20 protein-coding genes are annotated in these 21,243 nt (G+C 52.6%); 4 read left to right on the forward strand and 16 right to left on the reverse strand.

Annotation, left to right across the window (positions count from 1 at the left end):
• Positions 1 to 10: 10 nt before the first annotated feature.
• Genes trkH through pepQ form a run of 3 tightly spaced genes read right to left on the reverse strand, consistent with a single transcriptional unit; the run spans position 11 to position 3,446 of the window.
• Positions 11 to 1,462, reverse strand: coding sequence for a Trk system potassium transporter TrkH (gene trkH, locus JQN59_RS23380; RefSeq protein WP_003017848.1), 1,452 nt, complete (start codon positions 1,460 to 1,462; stop codon positions 11 to 13).
• Positions 1,463 to 1,500: 38 nt separating this feature from the next.
• On the reverse strand, positions 1,501 to 2,115 hold the full coding sequence (locus tag JQN59_RS23385) for an IMPACT family protein (protein ID WP_003017851.1): 615 nt from the start codon (positions 2,113 to 2,115) through the stop codon (positions 1,501 to 1,503).
• Positions 2,115 to 3,446: a Xaa-Pro dipeptidase gene (gene pepQ / locus JQN59_RS23390; protein WP_032950648.1), complete on the reverse strand. Its 1,332-nt coding sequence runs from the start codon at positions 3,444 to 3,446 to the stop codon at positions 2,115 to 2,117. The genes JQN59_RS23385 and pepQ overlap by 1 nt, the downstream gene beginning before the upstream one ends.
• 188 nt (positions 3,447 to 3,634) lie before the next feature.
• On the opposite strand from pepQ, the gene fadB reads away from it, so the two are divergent.
• Complete coding sequence (gene fadB, locus JQN59_RS23395) at positions 3,635 to 5,824, forward strand: fatty acid oxidation complex subunit alpha FadB (protein WP_149608245.1); 2,190 nt, start codon at positions 3,635 to 3,637, stop codon at positions 5,822 to 5,824.
• A gap of 9 nt (positions 5,825 to 5,833) precedes the next feature.
• Positions 5,834 to 6,997 carry an acetyl-CoA C-acyltransferase FadA gene (gene fadA, locus JQN59_RS23400; RefSeq protein ID WP_003828895.1) on the forward strand — a complete coding sequence of 388 codons (1,164 nt, stop codon included), beginning with the start codon at positions 5,834 to 5,836 and terminating at the stop codon, positions 6,995 to 6,997.
• A gap of 154 nt (positions 6,998 to 7,151) precedes the next feature.
• Here fadA and JQN59_RS23405 read toward each other — a convergent pair whose 3' ends face one another.
• From JQN59_RS23405 to ubiD, 4 genes are all read right to left on the reverse strand, one after another.
• Positions 7,152 to 8,132, reverse strand: coding sequence for a LacI family DNA-binding transcriptional regulator (locus JQN59_RS23405; protein ID WP_149608246.1), 981 nt, complete (start codon positions 8,130 to 8,132; stop codon positions 7,152 to 7,154).
• The gene (locus JQN59_RS23410) at positions 8,129 to 9,055 is read right to left on the reverse strand and encodes an ROK family protein (RefSeq protein ID WP_149608247.1); all 927 of its coding nucleotides are present in this window, start codon (positions 9,053 to 9,055) and stop codon (positions 8,129 to 8,131) included. The genes JQN59_RS23405 and JQN59_RS23410 overlap by 4 nt, the downstream gene beginning before the upstream one ends.
• Positions 9,056 to 9,283: 228 nt before the next feature.
• Positions 9,284 to 9,985, reverse strand: coding sequence for an NAD(P)H-flavin reductase (fre, locus tag JQN59_RS23415; RefSeq protein ID WP_003828903.1), 702 nt, complete (start codon positions 9,983 to 9,985; stop codon positions 9,284 to 9,286).
• A 40-nt stretch (positions 9,986 to 10,025) separates the two neighbouring features.
• Positions 10,026 to 11,519 (reverse strand): 4-hydroxy-3-polyprenylbenzoate decarboxylase, encoded by a 1,494-nt coding sequence (ubiD, locus tag JQN59_RS23420; protein ID WP_003828905.1) that lies wholly within the window; start codon positions 11,517 to 11,519, stop codon positions 10,026 to 10,028.
• Between the two features lie 204 nt (positions 11,520 to 11,723).
• Here ubiD and rfaH point away from each other — a divergent pair, with 204 nt between their 5' ends.
• Positions 11,724 to 12,212, forward strand: coding sequence for a transcription/translation regulatory transformer protein RfaH (gene rfaH / locus JQN59_RS23425; RefSeq protein WP_003017881.1), 489 nt, complete (start codon positions 11,724 to 11,726; stop codon positions 12,210 to 12,212).
• Positions 12,213 to 12,217: 5 nt separating this feature from the next.
• Here the strand turns inward: rfaH and tatD are convergent, their stop codons facing one another.
• The 9 genes from tatD to udp all read right to left on the reverse strand — a co-directional run bounded on the left by tatD (position 12,218) and on the right by udp (position 20,159).
• The gene (tatD, locus tag JQN59_RS23430) at positions 12,218 to 13,000 is read right to left on the reverse strand and encodes a 3'-5' ssDNA/RNA exonuclease TatD (protein WP_032945714.1); all 783 of its coding nucleotides are present in this window, start codon (positions 12,998 to 13,000) and stop codon (positions 12,218 to 12,220) included.
• A 41-nt stretch (positions 13,001 to 13,041) separates the two neighbouring features.
• A complete protein-coding gene (gene tatC / locus JQN59_RS23435) occupies positions 13,042 to 13,833 on the reverse strand; it encodes a Sec-independent protein translocase subunit TatC (RefSeq protein WP_003828911.1) in 792 nt (263 codons plus the stop codon).
• A gap of 2 nt (positions 13,834 to 13,835) precedes the next feature.
• A complete protein-coding gene (gene tatB / locus JQN59_RS23440) occupies positions 13,836 to 14,384 on the reverse strand; it encodes a Sec-independent protein translocase protein TatB (RefSeq protein ID WP_048227528.1) in 549 nt (182 codons plus the stop codon).
• Positions 14,385 to 14,387: 3 nt separating this feature from the next.
• Positions 14,388 to 14,642 carry a Sec-independent protein translocase subunit TatA gene (gene tatA, locus JQN59_RS23445; protein ID WP_003017888.1) on the reverse strand — a complete coding sequence of 85 codons (255 nt, stop codon included), beginning with the start codon at positions 14,640 to 14,642 and terminating at the stop codon, positions 14,388 to 14,390.
• Between the two features lie 78 nt (positions 14,643 to 14,720).
• Positions 14,721 to 16,361, reverse strand: a complete 1,641-nt coding sequence (gene ubiB / locus JQN59_RS23450; protein ID WP_003828916.1) for a ubiquinone biosynthesis regulatory protein kinase UbiB — start codon at positions 16,359 to 16,361, stop codon at positions 14,721 to 14,723.
• On the reverse strand, positions 16,358 to 16,963 hold the full coding sequence (ubiJ, locus tag JQN59_RS23455) for a ubiquinone biosynthesis protein UbiJ (protein WP_003828918.1): 606 nt from the start codon (positions 16,961 to 16,963) through the stop codon (positions 16,358 to 16,360). The genes ubiB and ubiJ overlap by 4 nt, the downstream gene beginning before the upstream one ends.
• Positions 16,964 to 16,976: 13 nt before the next feature.
• A complete protein-coding gene (gene ubiE, locus JQN59_RS23460; RefSeq protein WP_003017897.1) occupies positions 16,977 to 17,732 on the reverse strand; it encodes a bifunctional demethylmenaquinone methyltransferase/2-methoxy-6-polyprenyl-1,4-benzoquinol methylase UbiE in 756 nt (251 codons plus the stop codon).
• Positions 17,733 to 17,826: 94 nt separating this feature from the next.
• Positions 17,827 to 19,257 carry a DNA recombination protein RmuC gene (gene rmuC / locus JQN59_RS23465; protein WP_149608248.1) on the reverse strand — a complete coding sequence of 477 codons (1,431 nt, stop codon included), beginning with the start codon at positions 19,255 to 19,257 and terminating at the stop codon, positions 17,827 to 17,829.
• A gap of 140 nt (positions 19,258 to 19,397) precedes the next feature.
• Positions 19,398 to 20,159 (reverse strand): uridine phosphorylase, encoded by a 762-nt coding sequence (udp, locus tag JQN59_RS23470; protein ID WP_003828923.1) that lies wholly within the window; start codon positions 20,157 to 20,159, stop codon positions 19,398 to 19,400.
• Between the two features lie 265 nt (positions 20,160 to 20,424).
• Between udp and JQN59_RS23475 the strand changes: the two genes are divergently transcribed.
• Positions 20,425 to 21,231, forward strand: coding sequence for a dienelactone hydrolase family protein (locus JQN59_RS23475; RefSeq protein ID WP_003828924.1), 807 nt, complete (start codon positions 20,425 to 20,427; stop codon positions 21,229 to 21,231).
• The last annotated feature ends 12 nt before the right edge of the window (positions 21,232 to 21,243 follow it).

Raw genomic sequence — 21,243 nt, forward strand, 5'->3', positions numbered from 1 at the left:
TGTTACTCCATTATTCACGCCAGAAGGTAGGGGTAAAGAGCACCAGCAGAGTAAAGACCTCCAGACGACCAAACAGCATATTGGCAATCAGGATCCACTTCGCCACAGGGTTCATACTGGCAAAGTTGTCGGCGACAACCCCCAGTCCAGGCCCCAGGTTATTCAACGTTGCCACAACAGAGGCAAACGCGGAGAAGTCATCAACACCGGTCGCAATAATCGCCAGCATACTGATAATAAAGACCAGCGCATAGGCAGAGAAGAATCCCCATACGGCTTCAAGAATTCGCTCCGGCAACGCACGGTTACCCAGTTTGATACTGTAAACCGCATTCGGATGGACCAGTCGTTTCAATTCGCGGTTACCCTGCTTAAACAGCAGCAGGATACGAATCACCTTCAAGCCACCGCCCGTCGACCCGGCACAGCCGCCGATAAAAGCAGAACACAGCAACAGCACTGGCAGGAACAGGGGCCAGCGGGCAATACTGTCCGTGGTAAATCCGGCGGTCGTCGCCATCGATACCACCTGGAAAAAGGCCTGGTTGATCGTCGTGAGCGCCGAGCCATAGGTATTGTGTATCCATAGCACCAGCGTACAGACAGCCACCAGCGTCAACTGCACGCCGATAAACATGCGGAATTCCGGATCCCGCCAGTAGACCTTCAGACTACGCCCACTTAATAAAGAGAAGTGCAGACCATAGTTACAACCGGAGATCAGCAAGAAGATAGCAATGATGGTGTTAATCGTGGGACTGTCGAAATACCCCACGCTGGCATCGTGTGTGGAAAAACCACCGATGGCGATTGTGGCAAAACTGTGCCCAATGGCGTCAAACGCGGGCATCCCGGCAAACCATAGCGCCAGCGCGCACGCCACCGTCAGTAATACATAGATTAGCCACAGCGTTTTCGCCGTTTCGGCAATACGCGGGCGCATTTTATTATCTTTCAGCGGCCCCGGCATTTCTGCACGATAGAGCTGCATCCCACCAACACCAAGAATAGGCAGGATAGCCACCGCCAGCACGATGATCCCCATCCCACCGAACCATTGCAGCATCTGGCGATAAAAGAGAATCGCGTGTGGCAATGAATCCAGCCCCACCAGCGTCGTCGCACCTGTAGTGGTTAATCCGGAAAAGGATTCAAAAAAAGCGTCGGTTATCGTCAGGTTAGGGCTTTCAGCAAAGATGAACGGTAGCGCACCCACACTGCCCAGAACGGTCCAGAACAAAACGACAATCAGAAATCCTTCACGCGATTTCAGCTCACCCTTCTCTTTACGGTTTGGCCACCACAGCATGGAGCCGATCGCCAGAGCAACGAAGAAAGTTTGGGTGAATGCACGCCCAGCCCCATCGCGGTAGATGAGCGCTACCAGTCCGGGGATAATCATTGTCCCCGAGAATAAGATGACCAGTAGTCCAACGATTCGGGTGATGGCGCGAAAATGCATCTCTGCCGCTTCCTTAGTTCTTTAAAATGAGGTGGGGATTATTCTTCAATCGCTAACAATTGCAATGAACCACGACTAAAATCCGCCAGTTTTGCCGAAAACTCATCCACTTTGGCAAAAGGAAGCGCCACCCTGAGCCGAACAAAAGCCTGGTAATCACTGGCAACGACTTTACCGTCAAACTGCCCCAGCAAGGCTTCAATGCCTGCCAGCTGACCGTACTCACACTGCAAAGTATATTCGGTTAATGGCGTCTTGCGCTGTGTCGTTAACTGGCGCAACGCCTGATTCACACCGCCACCGTAGGCTTTTACCAACCCTCCAGTACCGAGAAGGATACCGCCGTAGTAGCGCACGACTACAGCGGTAATCTCACCGACGCCGCTCCCCATCAGCTGCGCGAGCATCGGTTTACCTGCCGTACCCGCCGGTTCGCCATCGTCTGAAAATCCCAGCTGCTGCGAGTCATTGGGCGCACCCGCCACCCATGCCACACAATGGTGTCGGGCGTCCGGGTGTTCCGCTTTGACTGACTCAACAAACGCTTTTGCCGCTTCTACGCCGTCCGTATGGGCGAGCAGCGTAATGAAGCGGCTTTTTTTGATCTCTTCGACGACGCTAACCGGCGCCGCAGGGATTAACCAACTGTCCATTACGCCAGTTTCAAATCCCGCGTCATGTTTTCGATATTGTTTTCGTGGACCACCACGTTGTCTTCAATACGAATACCGCCGAACGGTTTCAGTGCTTCAATTTTCTGCCAGTTGAAGTGCTTGCTGAACTGCCCTTCACGCCACGGCGCCAGCAGAGATTCAATGAAGTAAATGCCCGGTTCGATGGTCAGAACCATGCCCGGTTGCAGTACGCGGGTGCAACGCAGGTAAGGATATTTCGACGGTGCGGCCAGATGAGTACCGCTGTCGTCCTGCATAAAGCCAGCGACATCATGTACCTGCAGACCCAGCGGGTGACCGATACCGTGCGGCATAAACGGCCCGGTAAGATCGTTTTCCACCATCGCCTCTTCACTCATATCGGTGATGATTTGATGCTTACGCAGCAGCTTCGCGATGCGCTGATGGAACTGAATGTGATAATCCACGTAGCTGGTGCCTGCTTTCATGGTGGCAATCAGCGCCAGCTCTTCGTCGTTAACGTCTTTCACCAGATGCGCATAGTCATTGTCGCTTTTCGCCGACCAGGTACGCGTCAGATCTGCCGCATAACCGTTGTATTCCGCACCAGCATCGAGCAGGAAGCTGCGGATTTCAGACGGTGCCTGATGATCCAGCTTGGTGTAATGAAGAACCGAAGCATGCTCGTTAAGCGCCACGATGTTGCTATATGGCACGTCTGTGTCGCGGTGACCGGTGGCAGTCAGGTAAGCGAGGTTGATGTCAAACTCGCTCATTCCGGAACGGAACGCTTCTTCTGCGGCACGGTGTCCATTTACCGCCATTTTCTGCGCTTCGCGCATACAGGCCAGTTCGTAATCCGTTTTATAGGCGCGGTAATAATGCAGGTAGTCGATCACCCCTTTCGGGTTGATGTTGCTGGCCGCGATGTCCAGTTGCAGCGCACGTTCCGGAACCGGGCCGATGTAACCGATATTGCCGCGAGCAGCAGGCAGTTGGCTACCGATACCATCCGCTTTCGGCAGCGCGATGATCTCGATTTCTTCCGTCCAGAAAGAGGTTGGTAGCGGCTCAACGTTGTGCCAGTAATCGACCGGCAGGTAGAACCACAGTTTCGGCTTGTTTACGCCATCCACCAGCAACCAGCAGTTAGGAACCTGTGTTACAGGCACCCAGGCTTTAAATTGTGGATTGACCTTAAACGGATATGGATGATCGTCGAGAAAGACGTTAACAAGTTCGCCAGAGTGAATAAGTAACGCATCCAGTTTGAAGCGTTCCAGCGCGTCGCGCGTCCGTTCCTGTAAGGTAACGATATGATTTTTATAGAGTGCGGCCAGCGATTCCATTTTCTATCCTTCTGTTTTTTGACCTCAAGTCTCCGCATCTTAGCACATCGCTTTGTGAGTGCGTGATTTCTGCCGAGCGTGATCGAATCGTCATTTCTTTAATCATTTATTTGCATTTTATTAACATAAAACACACACTTCGATTCATCTGGTATGACCAGATCACCTTGCGGATTCAGGAGACTGACATGCTTTACAAAGGCGACACCCTGTACCTCGACTGGCTGGAAGATGGCATCGCCGAACTGGTGTTCGATGCCCCTGGTTCGGTCAATAAACTCGACACGGCCACCGTTGCCAGCCTGGGCCATGCGCTTGATGTGCTGGAAAAACAACCGAATTTAAAAGGACTGCTGCTGCGTTCTAACAAAGCAGCCTTTATTGTTGGTGCCGATATCACCGAATTCCTTTCACTGTTCCTCGTGCCTGAAGAACAACTGAGCCAGTGGCTGCATTTTGCCAACAGCGTCTTTAATCGCCTCGAAGATCTGCCTGTTCCGACCCTCTCCGCGGTAAACGGCTACGCGCTGGGTGGCGGCTGCGAGTGTGTTCTGGCAACCGATTATCGTCTGGCAACGCCGGACCTGCGCATTGGCCTGCCGGAAACCAAGCTGGGCATTATGCCGGGCTTTGGCGGCTCTGTGCGTATGCCACGTATGCTGGGTGCGGACAGCGCGCTGGAAATTATTGCGGCAGGTAAGGATGTTGGTGCTGAGCAGGCGCTAAAAATCGGCCTGGTCGATGGCGTAGTGAAGCAAGACAAACTGCTTGATGGCGCGATAGCGGTATTACGTCAGGCGATTAACGGCGACCTCGACTGGAAGGCCAAACGTCAGCCGAAGCTGGAGCCGTTGAAACTCAGCAAAATTGAAGCGGCTATGAGCTTTACCATCGCTAAAGGCATGGTGGCACAGACGGCAGGGAAGCATTATCCCGCGCCGATTACCGCGGTAAAAACCATTGAAGCAGCGGCCCGTTTTGGCCGTGAAGAAGCGCTGAATCTGGAAAATAAAAGCTTTGTTCCACTGGCGCACACCAGTGAAGCTCGCGCGCTGGTTGGGATCTTCCTTAACGATCAGTTCGTCAAAGCCAAAGCCAAAAAACTCACCAAAAATATTGAAGCACCGAAGCAAGCTGCGGTGCTGGGCGCGGGCATTATGGGCGGCGGCATCGCTTACCAGTCAGCCTGGAAAGGCGTGCCGGTTGTCATGAAAGATATCAATGACAAATCATTAACGCTGGGCATGACCGAAGCGGCCAAGCTGCTGAACAAACAGCTTGAGCGCGGCAAAATTGACGGTCTGAAAATGGCGGGCGTGATTTCCACTATTCATCCAACCCTCGACTATAGCGGTTTTGAGCGTGTGGACGTGGTGGTTGAAGCTGTCGTGGAAAACCCGAAAGTGAAAAAAGCGGTACTGGCAGAAACCGAAGATCAGGTACGCCCGGACACCGTACTGGCTTCAAATACCTCCACCATCCCAATCAACGAGCTGGCCAGCGCGCTCAAGCGCCCGGAAAACTTCTGTGGGATGCACTTCTTTAACCCAGTACACCGCATGCCACTGGTTGAGATCATTCGCGGCGAGAAAAGCTCGGATGAAACCATCGCCAAAGTTGTCGCCTGGGCAAGCCAGATGGGCAAAACCCCAATTGTGGTCAACGACTGCCCCGGTTTCTTCGTGAACCGCGTGCTGTTCCCGTATTTTGCCGGTTTCAGCCAGCTGCTGCGTGATGGGGCGGATTTCCGCAAAGTCGACAAAGTCATGGAAAAACAGTTTGGCTGGCCGATGGGCCCGGCCTATCTGCTGGACGTGGTGGGAATTGATACCGCACATCACGCGCAGGCAGTGATGTCCGCAGGCTTCCCTCAGCGTATGCAGAAAGATTATCGCGACGCGATAGACGCCCTGTTTGATGCGAACCGTTTCGGACAGAAAAACGGTCTTGGATTCTGGCGTTATAAAGAAGACAACAAGGGCAAGCCGAAGAAAGAAGAGGATGCCACCGTTGACGATCTGCTGGCAGAAGTCAGCCAGCCGAAACGCGACTTCAGTGATGAAGAGATTATCGCTCGCATGATGATCCCAATGGTCAACGAAGTGGTGCGTTGTCTGGAAGAAGGCATTATCGCCAGCCCGGCAGAAGCCGATATGGCGCTGGTTTATGGCCTGGGCTTCCCTCCGTTCCATGGTGGCGCGTTCCGCTGGTTGGATACGCTCGGCAGCGCGAAGTATCTCGATATGGCCCAGCAGTATCAGCACCTCGGAGCACTGTATGAAGTTCCGGCTGGTCTGCGTGATAAGGCGCACCATAACGAACCGTATTATCCCCAGGTTGAGCCTGCCCGCCCGGTTGGCAGCCTGAAAACGGCTTAAGGAGTCACAATGGAACAGGTTGTAATTGTTGATGCGATCCGTACCCCGATGGGCCGTTCGAAAGGGGGCGCGTTTCGTAACGTGCGGGCAGAAGATCTCTCCGCACACTTAATGCGTAGCCTGCTGGCGCGAAATCCTGCGCTGGAGCCATCCGCGCTTGATGATATTTACTGGGGCTGTGTGCAGCAAACGCTGGAGCAGGGTTTCAACATCGCCCGTAACGCCGCGCTGCTGGCGGAAGTTCCGCACTCCGTTCCAGCCGTCACGGTCAACCGCCTGTGCGGTTCATCAATGCAGGCGCTGCACGACGCGGCACGCATGATCATGACCGGCGATGCTCAGGCGTGCTTGATTGGCGGCGTGGAGCATATGGGCCATGTACCAATGAGCCACGGCGTTGATTTCCATCCGGGCATGAGCCGCAACGTGGCAAAAGCCGCGGGAATGATGGGTCTGACTGCGGAAATGCTCTCTCGCATGCACGGCATCAGCCGTGAAATGCAGGATGCTTTCGCCGCACGTTCACATGCTCGCGCCTGGGCTGCAACACAGTCTGGCGCATTTAAAAACGAAATCATCCCGACCGGCGGCCATGATGCCGACGGCGTACTGAAGCAGTTTAACTACGATGAGGTTATCCGTCCGGAGACAACCGTTGAAGCGCTCTCCACCCTGCGCCCGGCGTTCGATCCGGTTAGCGGAACGGTCACTGCCGGTACCTCCTCCGCGCTCTCCGACGGCGCAGCGGCGATGCTGGTCATGAGCGAAAGCCGCGCCCGTGAGCTGGGTCTGACGCCGCGTGCCCGTATTCGTTCGATGGCTGTTGTTGGTTGCGACCCTTCAATTATGGGTTATGGTCCGGTTCCGGCCTCAAAACTGGCGCTGAAAAAAGCGGGACTCTCCACCAGCGATATCGGTTTGTTTGAGATGAACGAAGCCTTTGCCGCTCAGATCCTGCCGTGCATTAAAGATCTGGGGCTGATGGAGCAGATCGATGAGAAGATCAACCTCAACGGCGGGGCGATCGCTTTGGGCCATCCGTTGGGTTGCTCTGGGGCGCGTATCAGCACCACCCTGCTCAATCTGATGGAACGCAAAGACGTACAGTTTGGCCTGGCGACGATGTGTATCGGGTTAGGCCAGGGCATCGCAACGGTATTTGAGCGAGTTTAATCAAAGCATGTGACTTATTGTAGGCCGGGCAAGCGAAGCGCCCCCGGCGACTATGCCGGATGGCGACGCTGATGCGTCTTATCCGGCCTACAACACAAATGCCATTGTAAAACAATTTAGTTGCCGTTCTTCCCGCCTGTCAGGGGCGGGTTTTTTATTTCTCTGAACTACCACGTACCACTAACTGCACCGGCAACAGCAGATTCTCTTCCTGATTTTCTTCCAGCAATAAACGCAGCGCTTCACGCCCCAATTGTTGTTTATCAACCGCAATGGTGGTGAGTGGTGGATGTGACCAGGCCGCAGCATCGATATCATCAAACCCAACCAGCGCAAGATCTTCCGGGATACGTATACCCTGCTGCGCACACACCCGTTGAACAACCAGCGCTGCCGCATCGTTATAGGCAAAAATAGCGTCGGGCGGCTCTGGCAGACTGAGCAATTCATTCACCGCCTCCACCAAAGATTGCTCGGTATCCAGCAGCGGCGGCGCAATGGCTTCATACTCTGGCGGCATTAGCAAACGGGCCTCATACAATGCCTGACGGTAACCCTTCTCGCGCTGACGGATGCTGTAGTGCGCAAGCGTGCTGGCAAGAAAAGCAATACGGCTGCGACCTTGTGCAATCAAATGTTGTGTAGCCAGATAACCGCCCTGGGTGTTGTCCGGATTCACGCAAGGCAGGTCCGGCGCCCAGAGATCCACCAGCACCAACGGCAGCTTCATCTGTTGCAGCAAACCAAGTAATTCAGGCTCAAAAAATCCGGCACAGATCAGTGCATCAGGCTGGTGCAGCAGCACCTGCTCACTTACTGCATCGCCTGGGCCAATGGAGAGAAAGCTCAGCGCAATACCATGGTCACGACAATTATCTTCTATCCCCAGCAGCAGTTGAGAATAAAATGGCAATGCCCGGCTGATATTGTGCTGGCGGTGAAGCAAAAACAGGACGCGTTTGATCTTGTCAGTGCGCAGACGGGAAAAATCATAACCCTGCTGCTGCGCCACAGAAATAATGCGCAGCCGGGTGTCTTCACGCAGCCCCGGCTGCCCTTTTAGGGCGCGGGAAACTGCACCAACTGAAACACCACAAGCTTCGGCAATATCTCTGATACGTACAGGTTTCGTCATTTCACTCTCATTGATTCTACTATGGCTTGTTGCGCCCCCAGCCAGGCCGCGCCGCGTACGCCGCTGCTGTCGCCGTGACGGGCCCGAACTATCGGTGTGCGGCACTGCTTACCAAATACGTACTGCGCCACTCGCGCCTGTAAACCCGAATACAGTAAATCGATATTGGATACCCCGCCCCCCAACACAATGACATCGGGATCGAGCGTATTCACCACGCTTGCCAACGCACGCGCCAGTTGATCGCAATAGCGTTCCCATACAAAGCAGGCATCCGCATCACCCGATTCTACCTGTTGCATAATTTGTGGCACACCCACATGCTGCGCGGTGTGATTCATATACTGACGTTCCAGACCGCTACCGGAAATAAAACTTTCAATACAGTTCAACTGTCCGCAATAGCATGTCACTCCAGTCCCGTCCTGAGATTCGTGGTAGCGCGGCAATGCATTATGCCCCCACTCTCCTGCGCAGGCGTTAGGTCCAGAGATCAAGCGGTTATCGATGCATAGTCCACCGCCGCAACCGGTACCGAGGATCACGCCAAATACCACGCTATGCCCGTGTCCGCTACCGTCCATCGCTTCCGACAAGGTAAAGCAGTTGGCATCATTGGTAACCGGCACTGGCATTCCTGATGCTCGCTCAAGGTCTTGCGCAAAGGCCTGTTGATTCAGCACCAGGATGTTGGAGTTCTTAATTAACCCCTCGCTATCCACCGCACCGGGCACCCCAACGCCAACCGAGAAAGGCTGATTAACGACCAGTCTGGCCTTAGCAATCATCTCCGTCACGGCCTGGAAAAAATCACCGTAACTCTGCTTTGGTGTCGCGCATCGCTCGCGGTAAACAATTTCACCCGCGTTATCAATCACCACCGCTTCGATTTTAGTCCCGCCAATATCCAGTCCGAGTCTCATGGTCTTCCTCGTTTGCGCCTTGCAATTTGATTGCGTCTAGTTTGCCAATTTTGTTTACTAAACAAAAAGAGACCTGTCACAAAAGCTAAATTTTGTGATTAATAGATAGTAAAAACATGTTTACTAAAAAACGTGGTGAAAAAGAGAAACAACGAGACCGGGCTTGCACCCTGTTAGAAGAAGTAAGGTTGGTGAGGAATGCGCCGGAAGGACTCCGGCGCACAGCGCTTAAATGAACGCGAAAGCGTCGCCAAACAAGCGATCTTCACGCGCACTGCGTTCATTACAGAACAGATCGCGCGCGATTTTGGCCATTTCGAAACGACCAGCGATGTAGATATCATGCTCCGCCAGGGTACCGTAATCCTGCAATACTGCCGTTAACACGGTTCCCGTACGACCACGCCAGCCGTCTTCAGGCTGTTCCACCACCGGCTCAACGCGCAGATTCGGGTGGTTCACAGACAGCGCTTCCAGCTCGGAGAGATCGTAGAGATGCTTCTCCTCGCGACCACCCCAGTAAATGGTGATATCGCGATTTGGATTACGCGCCAGCGCGGTAAGCAGAATAGAACGCACGTAAGAGAAACCTGTACCACCGGCAATCAGGATCAGCGGGCGCTCGTCTTCATCTCGCAGCCAGGCTTCGCCATGCGGAATGTCGACCTTGATTTCCCGGTCTTTCAGAATACGGTCCATCACAGCCATGGCGTAAAGATTTAGCTCAGAGGCGCCAACATGCAGCTCAATGAATCCTTGCTCGTCCGGCGTTGATGCCATGGAGAACGGACGCTTATCCCTTTCATCCATCACGACCATTAAATACTGGCCAGCACGAAAGGAAAATGCCGCGTCTGGCACTAAACGAACGCGATATACGGTGTCAGTGATAGCTTCTACCGAGGTCACTTTACAGCTTAAGGTTGTCATGCGCTCTCTCTGTCGGATCAATAGGCAAAACGATCGCGCCTCAGGCGCTTTTGCCGTCATTAAAGATGGCCAGTTCATCCCAAATTGCGTCAATGCGCGCAGTCACTTCAGGATCCTTTTTAATCGGACGTCCCCATTCGCGTTGGGTTTCGCCCGGCCATTTATTTGTGGCATCCAGCCCCATTTTTGAACCAAGGCCGGAAACCGGCGAGGCAAAGTCCAGGTAATCAATTGGCGTATTCTCTACCAGTACCGTATCCCGGGCCGGGTCCATACGGGTAGTAATTGCCCAAATCACATCATTCCAGTCGCGTGCGTTGACGTCATCATCGCAAACAATAACAAATTTGGTGTACATAAACTGACGCAAAAACGACCAAACACCCATCATGACGCGTTTGGCATGGCCAGCGTACTGTTTTTTCATCGTCACGACGGCCAGGCGATAAGAACAGCCTTCCGGAGGTAGATAAAAATCGACGATTTCCGGGAACTGCTTTTGCAGAATAGGCACGAAGACTTCGTTCAGCGCCACGCCGAGCACCGCGGGTTCATCTGGCGGGCGTCCGGTATAGGTAGAGTGATAAATTGCATCTTCACGCTGGGTAATGTGCGTGACGGTAAAGACCGGGAAGCTATCTACTTCGTTGTAGTAGCCGGTATGATCGCCATACGGCCCTTCCGGAGCCAGCTCGCCCGGTTCAATGTACCCTTCCAGCACGATTTCTGCGCTGGCAGGCACTTCCAGATCGTTGGAAATACATTTAACCACTTCGGTCTTGGTTCCGCGCAACAGCCCGGCAAATGCGTACTCGGATAATGTATCAGGGACCGGCGTCACGGCCCCCAGAATGGTCGCAGGATCTGCTCCTAACGCCACAGAAACCGGGAAGCGTTCGCCCGGATGCGCTGCGCACCACTCCTGGTAATCAAGCGCGCCGCCGCGATGGGACAGCCAGCGCATAATGAGCTTGTTTTTGCCAATCAGCTGCTGACGATAGATGCCCAGATTCTGCCGCTCTTTATGCGGACCACGCGTCACGGTGAGCCCCCAGGTAATCAGCGGCGCGGCATCTTCCGGCCAGCAGGTCATAATCGGAATGCGGTTTAAATCAACGTCATCGCCCGAGTAGATTTTTTGCTGACAAGGTGCACCGCGCAACCGCTTAGTCGGCATGTTCAACACCTGCTTAAACTGCGGCAGCTTATCAAACAGATCGCGGAATCCTTTCGGTGGCTCTGGCTCTTTCAAAAACGCCAACAGTTTACCGACTTCTCGTAGCGCCGAGACATCTTCTTGTCCCATCCCCATCGCAACACGCTTTGGTGTGCCAAACAGGTTACACAGCACCGGCATTGAATAGCCTTTCGGATTCTCAAACAGTAACGCAGGCCCACCGGCACGCAGAGTGCGATCGGCAATTTCAGTAATTTCCAGATGGGGATCCACCTCAAGCGAAATGCGTTTGAGCTCGCCCTGCTGTTCAAGCAGCGTCAGGAAGTCGCGTAAATCGTGATATTTCATGGCGTCTATTGTGGCCTCTTCGTAAGCGCTTCATTATACGGCGTTCATCATTGTGATGCTGTATTTTTGTTAAATTAGCGTGAACTCTGGCGATACATATAAGCCCCGGGCATATATACCCATTGGGTTTCAGCCTGCGTTGAGGTGGGTATAATTAACTTAACGCATGGCTTTTGCTATGCTTGCGCTCAGAACAAGCGGATAAGAGTTATTATGCAATCCTGGTATTTACTGTACTGCAAACGTGGGCAACTTCAGAGAGCCCAGGAACACCTGGAAAGACAGGCGGTGAACTGCCTGACGCCTATGATCACCCTGGAAAAAATAGTGCGCGGTAAACGTACCACAGTCAGTGAACCACTATTCCCTAATTACATGTTTGTCGAGTTCGACCCGGAAGTGATCCACACCACCACTATCAATGCCACGCGTGGTGTCAGCCATTTCGTCCGTTTTGGCGCGACGCCTGCGACCGTCCCTTCTCCCGTTATTCACCAGCTTTCTATCTACAAGCCTGAAGGTATTGTGGACCCGCAAACTCCTCAGCCAGGGGACAGCGTGATTATTACTGAAGGGGCATTTGAGGGGCTAAAAGCGATCTTCACCGAACCGGATGGCGAAGCGCGTTCCATGCTACTGCTTAACCTGTTGAATAAAGAAGTTAAGCAGAGCGTGAAAAATACCGGTTTTCGAAAAATTTAAGCCGTTTAGAAGGTCACTTCGAACAACGTTCGGACGTTAGCATCAATGGTTGCTGACAGCCATTGAGGATCTTCTCCGCGCCAGTGGGCAATACGCTCAAGAATATGTGGCAGGTGCGCCGGTTCATTGCGCCGTGACGTCGGTTTAGGCGTTAAGTCGCGAGGAAGTAGGTAAGGCGCATCGGTTTCGATCAGTAGTCTTTCTACCGGAATAAACGGCAGCAGTTCCCGCAGTTCCATCCCACGGCGCTCATCACAGACCCAGCCGGTAATACCAATATAAAGCCCTCGGTCCACACAATCCTGCATCTCCTGCCGCGTTCCGGTAAAACAGTGCAGCACCGCGCCCGGGAGACTATCCAGCCACGGCTCCAGCAACGTCAGAAAACGCTCATGGGCATCCCGACAATGCATGAAAACCGGCATCTGCAGTTCAGCGGCAATGCGCAGTTGTGCCTCAAAAGCACGTTCCTGCTCCTGTGGCGTGGAGAAATTGCGATTGAAATCCAGACCGCACTCGCCAATAGCGACCACCTCAGACTGGTTTGCCAGCGCGATAATCTCGTCTTCCGTTGAGGATTGCCATTGGCTACTGTCATGCGGGTGCACGCCAGCCGTGGACCAGCAATGCGGATAATGTTGCGCCAACTTCAGCGCCTGCTGGCTTTCGTGCAGGTTTGTTCCGGTCAGAAGCATACCGTTTACGCCCGCAGCAAAGGCGCGCGCCACAACATCATCCCTGTCTTTCGCAAATTGTGAACTGGTTAAATTAACGCCAATATCAAACATGCTACCTCCCATATGACAACCGCCCTGACGGGCGGTTGAATTTACTCTTCTGTTTTCTCGGTGGCTTCGGCTTCTTTTGCTTCTTCAGCCTCGTTGTCCTCATCTCGCGTACGTCGCTTACCGACATAGAAACGAGAGAAGAAAACGCCCACTTCAAACAGGCAGTACATCGGTATCGCCAACAACGTTTGCGAGAAGACATCTGGCGGGGTCAGTAACATCCCGACGACGAATGCTCCCACCACAACGTAAGGTCGTTTCTTACGTAAATCTTCAGGTGTCGTAATGCCCATCCAGCATAGCAGCACAATGGCGACAGGGACCTCAAAAGAGACACCGAAAGCCATAAATAGCGCCATTACGAAGCTGAGATAGCTGGCAATGTCCGTCGATACCTGCACGCCTTGCGGAGCCGTGTTAGCCAGAAAACCAAACGCCAACGGGAAGACGACAAAATAGGCGAATGCCATGCCGATGTAGAACAACAACGAGCTGGAGACCAGCAGCGGCACAACCAGGCGACGTTCATGTTTGTACAAAGCAGGCGCAATAAATGCCCATACCTGGTAGAGGATCACTGGCGCTGACAGGATCAGCGACACCATGAAGGTTAACTTTATAGGGGTAAAGAACGGTGAGGCCACATCGGTGGCGATCATCGTTGCACCCTGCGGCATCTGTTTAATCAGCGGTGCCGCAACCATATGGTAAATGTCGTTGGCAAAGTAAACCAACGCCAGAAAGATCACGATAACCGCAATAATGCAGTTCAGGAGTCGCTTACGCAGCTCGATAAGATGCGTAATGAGCGGTTGGGTATCTTCTACAGCCATGTTTACGGTTTATCACTCGACGAGGGGGAGGATTCGACAACAGGTGCGGCAGCTTTCTTTTCTGCATCCATCAACGTGGCGGAAGTGTTTTCCGTCTGCTCTGGCGTTTTAGCACCCGTGGATTCCGGTTTTTGCTCCGGCGAACTGGCCTGGTTTTCAGCGGCGGCAGGGGTTACCCCTTCTCGCTGCGCTTCACCTTCTTTCACCACCGGATTATGGATAGTGTGCGCTTCATCGCTCGCTTTCTCAGGATCGTGCACGCTGTAAGAACGCTTCATCGATTCCGCCGCTTCACGCAGCTCATCCATTGACGCTTTCAGCTCCGGGGTCAGATTTGTCAGGCTCGCTTTCTCTACTTTCTTCAGGCTGTCCTGAAACTCCTGAAGCTTAAGCTCCTGGGTCAGTTCATTCTGAACAGTAGTTGCAAGGGAACGCAAAGCGCGAACCCAGCCAGCAACCGTTTTTACCGCTACAGGTAATCGTTGCGGCCCCAGAACAATGAGGCCGATCACGAACACCAATAACAGTTCGCTAAAACCGATATCAAACACGGATTATACCTGCTCTTTATCTTGGCTTTTGGCGTCTTCCTTTTTCACTTCACCCTGCTTATCGGTGATGGATTTAGCAGTAAAATCAGCGTCCTGGCTGGTTTTATCTTGCTTAGGCTCATCATCACCCATCGCTTTTTTGAAGCCTTTGATCGACGCGCCAAGATCGGAACCGATGGAGCCGAGTTTCTTGGTGCCAAATAGCAGTACAACGATGACGGCAATGATCAACAACTGCCAAATACTGATACCACCCATACATGTTCCTCTGTCATAGATGATGAATTAATAAGGCCGTAGTATACGTTACACGACCTGCCTTGGGCGATGAAAAATTCAGCGCATTTTGCGCCAGCCGATCAACCAGGCTATGACGCCTCCCGCCATTAACCAGCCCGGCATAAGCCCCCACTCAGGGCGGCTTACCAGCAGGAATGTTCCACTTAGCAACAATGTTGCGCCAATGCCCAATAAATAACGGGATTGTCCCTGGCGTACATGATTCGCGTGAAGCTCGCGGGCAATCTTATCAACACTGTGCTGTAAATATTTGCCCTGGCGCAAACTGTCATACACCAGTTCAGGTATTTCTGGCATTTTTTCGACCCAGAACGGTGCTTTTTCTTTAAATGCCCTAACGAGCGCCGGAATACCGACCTGATCTTTAATCCAGGATTCGAGGAATGGCTTAGCCGTTTTCCACAAATCTAACTGCGGGTAGAGTTGTCGTCCGACACCTTCAACGTACAGCAGCGTCTTCTGGAGCAATACCAGTTGAGGCTGAACTTCCATATTGAAGCGGCGCGCAGTGTTGAACAGATTCAACAGCACGTGACCAAAGGAAATCTCCGCCAGCGGCTTTTCAAAAATCGGCTCGCACACGGTACGAATGGCAAATTCAAACTCTTCCACGTTGGTATCCGGTGGAACCCAACCAGAATCTACGTGCAGTTCAGCAACTTTGCGGTAATCGCGGTTAAAGAACGCAATGAAGTTTTCAGCCAGGTAACGCTTATCTTCTTTGTTTAAAGAGCCCACAATCCCACAATCAATACCAATGTATTTCGGGTTTTCAGGGTGCTCATAACTGACAAAAATGTTCCCGGGATGCATATCCGCATGGAAAAAGCTGTCGCGGAATACCTGAGTAAAGAAGACCTGAACACCACGCTCGGCCAACAGTTTCATATTGGTGCCGTTCTTCTCAAGCGTGGTGACATCTGAAACCGGGATACCATAAATGCGCTCCATCACCATCATGTTCTGACTGCAGTAGTCGGAATACACTTCCGGGATGTACAGCATCGGACTATCTTCAAAATTACGTCGTAGCTGAATGGCGTTCGCCGATTCGCGCAGCAGATTCAGTTCATCGATCAACGTTTTTTCATATTCACGGACGACTTCTGTTGGTCGCAGGCGACGCCCATCTGGCAGCAGACGAGGAACCCAACGAGCCAGGCGGTAGATCAGTTTTAAATCCGCTTTGATGACCGGAAGTATGTCCGGGCGAATAACTTTGATCACCACCTCTTTGCCATTCGATTTCAACCGCGCAGTGTGGACCTGAGCAACAGACGCAGATGCCAGTGGCGTGATTTCAAAATCATCAAACCATTCCTCAACGGGCAGCCCGCCCATGGCCTCTTCGATTTGTTTTTTCGCTCTAAGGCCATCGAACGGGGCAACCCGATCCTGCAATAGCGCAAGCTGATCGGCGATGTGCGGAGGGAAAAGGTCACGACGGGTAGAGAGCATTTGCCCAAACTTGATCCACACCGGGCCGAGTTCCTGTAAAGCCAGTCTCAGCCTTTCTCCCAGCGGTTTGTCTTTATGTCGGTTGGGCATCCAGAACAACGAGTAACGCCACAACCGAAGCGGCAGCGTGATTCGCATTTTGGGGATGAGTTCATCAAGACCGTAGCTTAAAAAAGTGCGAATGATGAAATAAAGGCGCCGTACTTCACCTGGCGTCATTTGGCCTCCAGTTTTTCCAGCCGTTTGGCCAGAGATTCAACCGCGCGCTCAACGGCTGCCGTTTCTTCAGCAAACCATGCAACCTCTAGTGGACCAGGAGCCATGCGCCACTCTTCAGTGATCGCTTCGGCGACATAGCGCTGCTGGCGCTGAAAGTTATGGCACAGGAACTTCGCTCCACCACGCAAGACTTTGCTGACCCCTTCCGCGACGATATCGCCGGTATAGGGTGCTAACAGTTCTGCAGGATCCAACTCCGCCAGATCGGCCAGCGCAACAAAGTTCTGTACTACCTGGATATCGCCCTGGACTTCCAGCTCACCGCTGCGGATAAGCGTGGTGAGTTGCTGTCGATCACGCAATTTCGGTAACACACTGGCATATGTGATTACGGTGCAATCGGCTTCGCCTTCCCATGCCCCCAGCACATCGACCTGGCGCTCGCTAAATACCAGGACTAACGGTGTTGAAAATCCTTTGAGATCAACACGCAGCACCTTACCCTGTAAACGCGTTCGGGCTGACTTCAGCGCAGGAGAACGGTACAGAAAGGTGTTGAGCAGATTTTCAACGCCTGCGGTTACTAAGGGTTTTAAAGGCATCCCCACTCTCCTGTCAGAACTTGTAACCACGATGCAGCGCAACGACACCTGCTGTCAGGTTGTAGTAATCAACGCTTTCGAACCCGGCATCTTGCATCATTGCTTTTAAGGTGTCCTGATCGGGATGCATACGGATGGACTCCGCCAAATAACGGTAGCTGTCCGCATCGCTTGCTACCATTGAACCTATGCGCGGCAGAACATGGAAAGAGTATGCGTCGTAGGCTTTGCTCAACGGTTCGATGATGGGTTTGGAGAATTCCAGCACCAGTAGACGTCCGCCTGGCTTCAATACGCGGTACATGGAGCGTAATGCTTTGTCTTTATCCGTTACGTTGCGCAGACCGAAAGAGATGGTGATGCAGTCAAACGTGTTGTCAGGGAAAGGTAATGCTTCCGCATTCGCCTGAACGTACTCAACGTTACCTACCACGCCAATATTACGCAGCTTTTCGCGACCCATTTTGAGCATTGAGTCATTGATATCCGCCAGCACAACTTTGCCGGTTTCACCAACCATGCGAGAGAATTTCGCCGTCAGATCGCCGGTACCGCCTGCTAAATCGAGAACGGTTTGCCCGCGACGCACGCCACTGCAATCAATGGTGAAGCGTTTCCACAAACGATGAATGCCAAATGACATTAAGTCATTCATAACGTCATATTTAGACGCCACAGAATGAAAAACGTGGGCCACCATGTCAGCTTTCTGCTCTTTAGCGACGGTCTGAAAGCCAAAGTGCGTCGTTTCTTGTGAATTATCCACCATCTCAGTGCCTGCTCATCCAAAAAATGTTCGAGAAGTGTAACAGATTGGGCCAATTTGCCCTACCCTTCTGCCGGGTTCAACTACCCCAAATGGACTAGTTTGATTGCTGATTTACCGCTTCATCATCGTGGTAAGATGCATCTTGTTGCGTCTCAGGGACCGAGCGCAAGCGGTATTCTTCATCCTGTGTAGTAGCTTGTTCAGCCAGCTCAGGATTAATCTCGCGCTTAATTTCCACGCCTAAACTACGAAACGCTTCTGCCTGCGACAGGACGTTTCCACGACCGGAAGAGAGTTTTTTCATCGCCTGTCGGTAGTTGTCCTGGGCTTTGTCCAGGCTTTGACCTATTGCCGACATATCATCCACAAACAACCGCATCTTGTCATAAAGTTTGCTGGCCCGATCGGCAATTTGTTGCGCATTACGACTCTGATGCTCGTAGCGCCACAGGTTGGCGATCGTGCGCAATGCCACCAACAGCGTGGTAGGGCTCACCAGCATAATGTTATTTCTAAGCGCTTCGGTAATCAGTTCGGGCTGTCTGTCGAGCGCCAGCAAAAAAGCGGGCTCAACGGGGATAAACATCAACACATAGTCAAGCGTACGCAGCCCAGGAAGCTGCTGATAATCTTTGCGCCCCAGTAGTCGAATATGGTTGCGCACCGAGGCGATGTGCTCCTGCAATGCACTTTCGCGGGTGTATTCGTCTTCTGCGTTAAAATAGCGCTCATAGGCGACCAGCGTCATTTTCGCATCGATCACCACATCTTTACCCTGCGGTAGCCGAACGATGACATCAGGCTGCATTCGCGAACGGGCGTCGTTTTCGATGCTGACCTGGGTTTCATATTCATAACCTTCACGCAGACCAGAGGCTTCGAGTACCCGCGTGAGTACGACCTCTCCCCAGTTACCCTGCGTTTTGTTATCGCCTTTTAATGCCCGCGTCAGGTTTACCGCTTCCTGCGCCATCTGCGCATTCAGTTGCTGGAGATTACGAATTTCGTGTGCCAGGGTATGGCGTTCTTGTGCCTCTTTACCAAAGCTATCCTGAACCTGGCGACGAAAACCGTCCAGTTGTTCACGAAGCGGCGCAAGCAGGCTGTTCAGACTTTGGCGATTTTGCTCATCAACACGGCGGTTGCTGTGCTCAAAAATACGATTCGCCAGATTTTCAAACTGTTCGCTCAGACGCTGTTCGCTGTTGATCATCTGGCGGATTTTATCTTCCGCATGCTGTTGCGTTGCTTCCAGCCGGGTAGTGACTTCACGGAGATCGGCTTCCAGAGAGGTGTTGATACTGTGCAGACTGCGTAATTCGTTATTGAGTAGTTCGCACTCATCACGCCAGTGAGCTTCCTGCGAGAGCTGCTGGCGAGCGGCGCTTAGCGCAATATCCAGTTCACGTCGCTCTTCGATGAGGTCGGCACGGATTTGATCGGCGCGTGCTTTCGTCGCCAGCCACCCTACCAGTAGCCCTGCGGCTAACGCCAATATGGCACTCATCATAATTGAAATATCCACAACGCCCCCTTACAGCAACGACTTACCCGCTCAAAATAGAATTGTGCTGTATAAACGTCCAGTTTAAAAGGAATTTCCTGCGAGGCACTACGCAAAATAAAAAGGCCGAACGCGTCGGCCTTTTTGAATAGAAGGGAGAATTACAGTAAACGACGCGCGGCTTCTACCACGATTTTCACCGCGTGGCTTTCCGTTTGTTTCATCGTTTCCGCATTAGGGATCTCTTGCTGAGTACGGTTCACGATAACACCTGCGACCATACCGGCACGCAGACCCTGGCTTGCGCACATGGTCAGCAGCGTAGCAGATTCCATTTCGTAGTTCATGACGCCCATAGACTGCCACTCTTCCATTGAGCCTTTGAAACGGCTCACGACGCGACCAGAGAAGGTGTCATAACGCTCCTGGCCTGGGTAGAAGGTGTCAGAAGACGCAGTAACACCCACGTGAGTGGTGGCGCCGATAGATTTCGCCGCTTCCACCAGCGCGGTGGTGCACTCGAAGTCCGCAACAGCCGGGAATTCCATTGGTGCGAAGTGTAGGCTTGCACCGTCCAGACGAACAGATGCAGTGGTAACCAGTACATCACCCACGTTGATATGCGGCTGGATAGCGCCAGTCGTACCGATACGCAGGAAGGTACGAATGCCCAGCTGTGCCAGTTCTTCTACGGCAATAGAGGTGGACGGGCCGCCGATACCGGTAGAGCAAACGATCACGGCTTTACCATCCAGCTCAGCACGCCAGGTGGTGAACTCGCGATGAGATGCCAGCTTAACCGGCTTATCCATCAGCGCGGCGATCTTTTCCACACGCTCCGGGTCGCCAGGGACGATAGCAAGCGTAGCCCCTTGTAAATCGTTCTTAGTGAGGCCGAGATGAAAAACATCAGACTTAGACATAAAAACTCCTCTGTGAATCGGTTTTGTCAGAAGAAGCAAAAACACACTTTACCGAAGGCATAAACATATTTTCGTGACAGTCATCACTATGATGTAAATCAATTGCATTCGATTACCATTAAATAGTGATCTTTATCACATAAACGATGCGATATAAGTAAGCCCTGCACAAAAGATAGACCGTTTAAGGCAATGTGGTTCGTTGCATGTGTCTATAGTTAACAATGCGCTTTTTTGCTGAATATTTAAGGGTACGGAGAATACCATGACAACACGACAATCTGGCTTTGCACCTGCTGTATCTCCACCGACGTCTACCACGGTTCACACCCCGGATAATGCAATTATCGCCGGTGTAACGTCCATACCTTCACAAGGCGATGATATGCCAGCGTATCACGCACGACCAAAACAGACTGATGGCCTGCTGCCCGTAGTCATTGTCGTGCAGGAGATTTTTGGTATTCATGAGCACATTCGTGACGTTTGCCGTCGTCTGGCTCTGGAAGGGTATCTGGCTATCGCACCAGAACTCTATTTTCGCGAAGGCGATCCCAATGACTTTGCCGATATCCCTACGCTGCTTAGTGGCCTTGTCGCCAAAGTGCCTGACTCTCAGGTACTGGCCGATCTGGACCACGTCGCTAGCTGGGCCTCCCGCAACGGAGGAGATGCGCACCAGTTGATGATCACCGGATTTTGCTGGGGTGGACGCATCACCTGGCTGTATGCCGCACATAATCCGCAGTTAAAAGCGGCCGTGGCGTGGTATGGCAAACTGGTGGGTGACAAAACCCTCAACTCGCCAAAACATCCCGTTGATATCGCAACCGATCTTAACGCCCCCGTTTTGGGGCTTTATGGCGGCCAGGACACCAGCATTCCGCAAGATACCGTTGAAACAATGCGCCAGGCGCTACGCGCCGCCAATGCTAAAGCGGAAATCGTGGTCTATCCCGATGCCGGACATGCGTTCAACGCCGATTATCGCCCGAGCTATCACGAAGAGTCCGCGAAAGACGGTTGGCAGAGAATGCTGGAGTGGTTCGTGCAATACGGTGGGAAGAAATAAACGTTAATTGCC

It is taken from the genome of Citrobacter sp. B72 (assembly GCF_016894305.1).
GTDB lineage: Bacteria > Pseudomonadota > Gammaproteobacteria > Enterobacterales > Enterobacteriaceae > Citrobacter > Citrobacter portucalensis.

Excerpts from the sequence above, each read along its gene's own strand:
- trkH (WP_003017848.1), bottom strand. The coding sequence starts at position 1,462 with ATGCATTTTCGCGCCATCACCCGAATCGTTGGACTACTGGTCATCTTA.
- JQN59_RS23385 (WP_003017851.1), bottom strand. The coding sequence starts at position 2,115 with ATGGACAGTTGGTTAATCCCTGCGGCGCCGGTTAGCGTCGTCGAAGAG.
- pepQ (WP_032950648.1), bottom strand. The coding sequence starts at position 3,446 with ATGGAATCGCTGGCCGCACTCTATAAAAATCATATCGTTACCTTACAG.
- fadB (WP_149608245.1), top strand. The coding sequence starts at position 3,635 with ATGCTTTACAAAGGCGACACCCTGTACCTCGACTGGCTGGAAGATGGC.
- fadA (WP_003828895.1), top strand. The coding sequence starts at position 5,834 with ATGGAACAGGTTGTAATTGTTGATGCGATCCGTACCCCGATGGGCCGT.
- JQN59_RS23405 (WP_149608246.1), bottom strand. The coding sequence starts at position 8,132 with ATGACGAAACCTGTACGTATCAGAGATATTGCCGAAGCTTGTGGTGTT.
- JQN59_RS23410 (WP_149608247.1), bottom strand. The coding sequence starts at position 9,055 with ATGAGACTCGGACTGGATATTGGCGGGACTAAAATCGAAGCGGTGGTG.
- fre (WP_003828903.1), bottom strand. The coding sequence starts at position 9,985 with ATGACAACCTTAAGCTGTAAAGTGACCTCGGTAGAAGCTATCACTGAC.
- rfaH (WP_003017881.1), top strand. The coding sequence starts at position 11,724 with ATGCAATCCTGGTATTTACTGTACTGCAAACGTGGGCAACTTCAGAGA.
- tatD (WP_032945714.1), bottom strand. The coding sequence starts at position 13,000 with ATGTTTGATATTGGCGTTAATTTAACCAGTTCACAATTTGCGAAAGAC.
- tatC (WP_003828911.1), bottom strand. The coding sequence starts at position 13,833 with ATGGCTGTAGAAGATACCCAACCGCTCATTACGCATCTTATCGAGCTG.
- tatA (WP_003017888.1), bottom strand. The coding sequence starts at position 14,642 with ATGGGTGGTATCAGTATTTGGCAGTTGTTGATCATTGCCGTCATCGTT.
- ubiB (WP_003828916.1), bottom strand. The coding sequence starts at position 16,361 with ATGACGCCAGGTGAAGTACGGCGCCTTTATTTCATCATTCGCACTTTT.
- ubiJ (WP_003828918.1), bottom strand. The coding sequence starts at position 16,963 with ATGCCTTTAAAACCCTTAGTAACCGCAGGCGTTGAAAATCTGCTCAAC.
- ubiE (WP_003017897.1), bottom strand. The coding sequence starts at position 17,732 with ATGGTGGATAATTCACAAGAAACGACGCACTTTGGCTTTCAGACCGTC.
- udp (WP_003828923.1), bottom strand. The coding sequence starts at position 20,159 with ATGTCTAAGTCTGATGTTTTTCATCTCGGCCTCACTAAGAACGATTTA.
- JQN59_RS23475 (WP_003828924.1), top strand. The coding sequence starts at position 20,425 with ATGACAACACGACAATCTGGCTTTGCACCTGCTGTATCTCCACCGACG.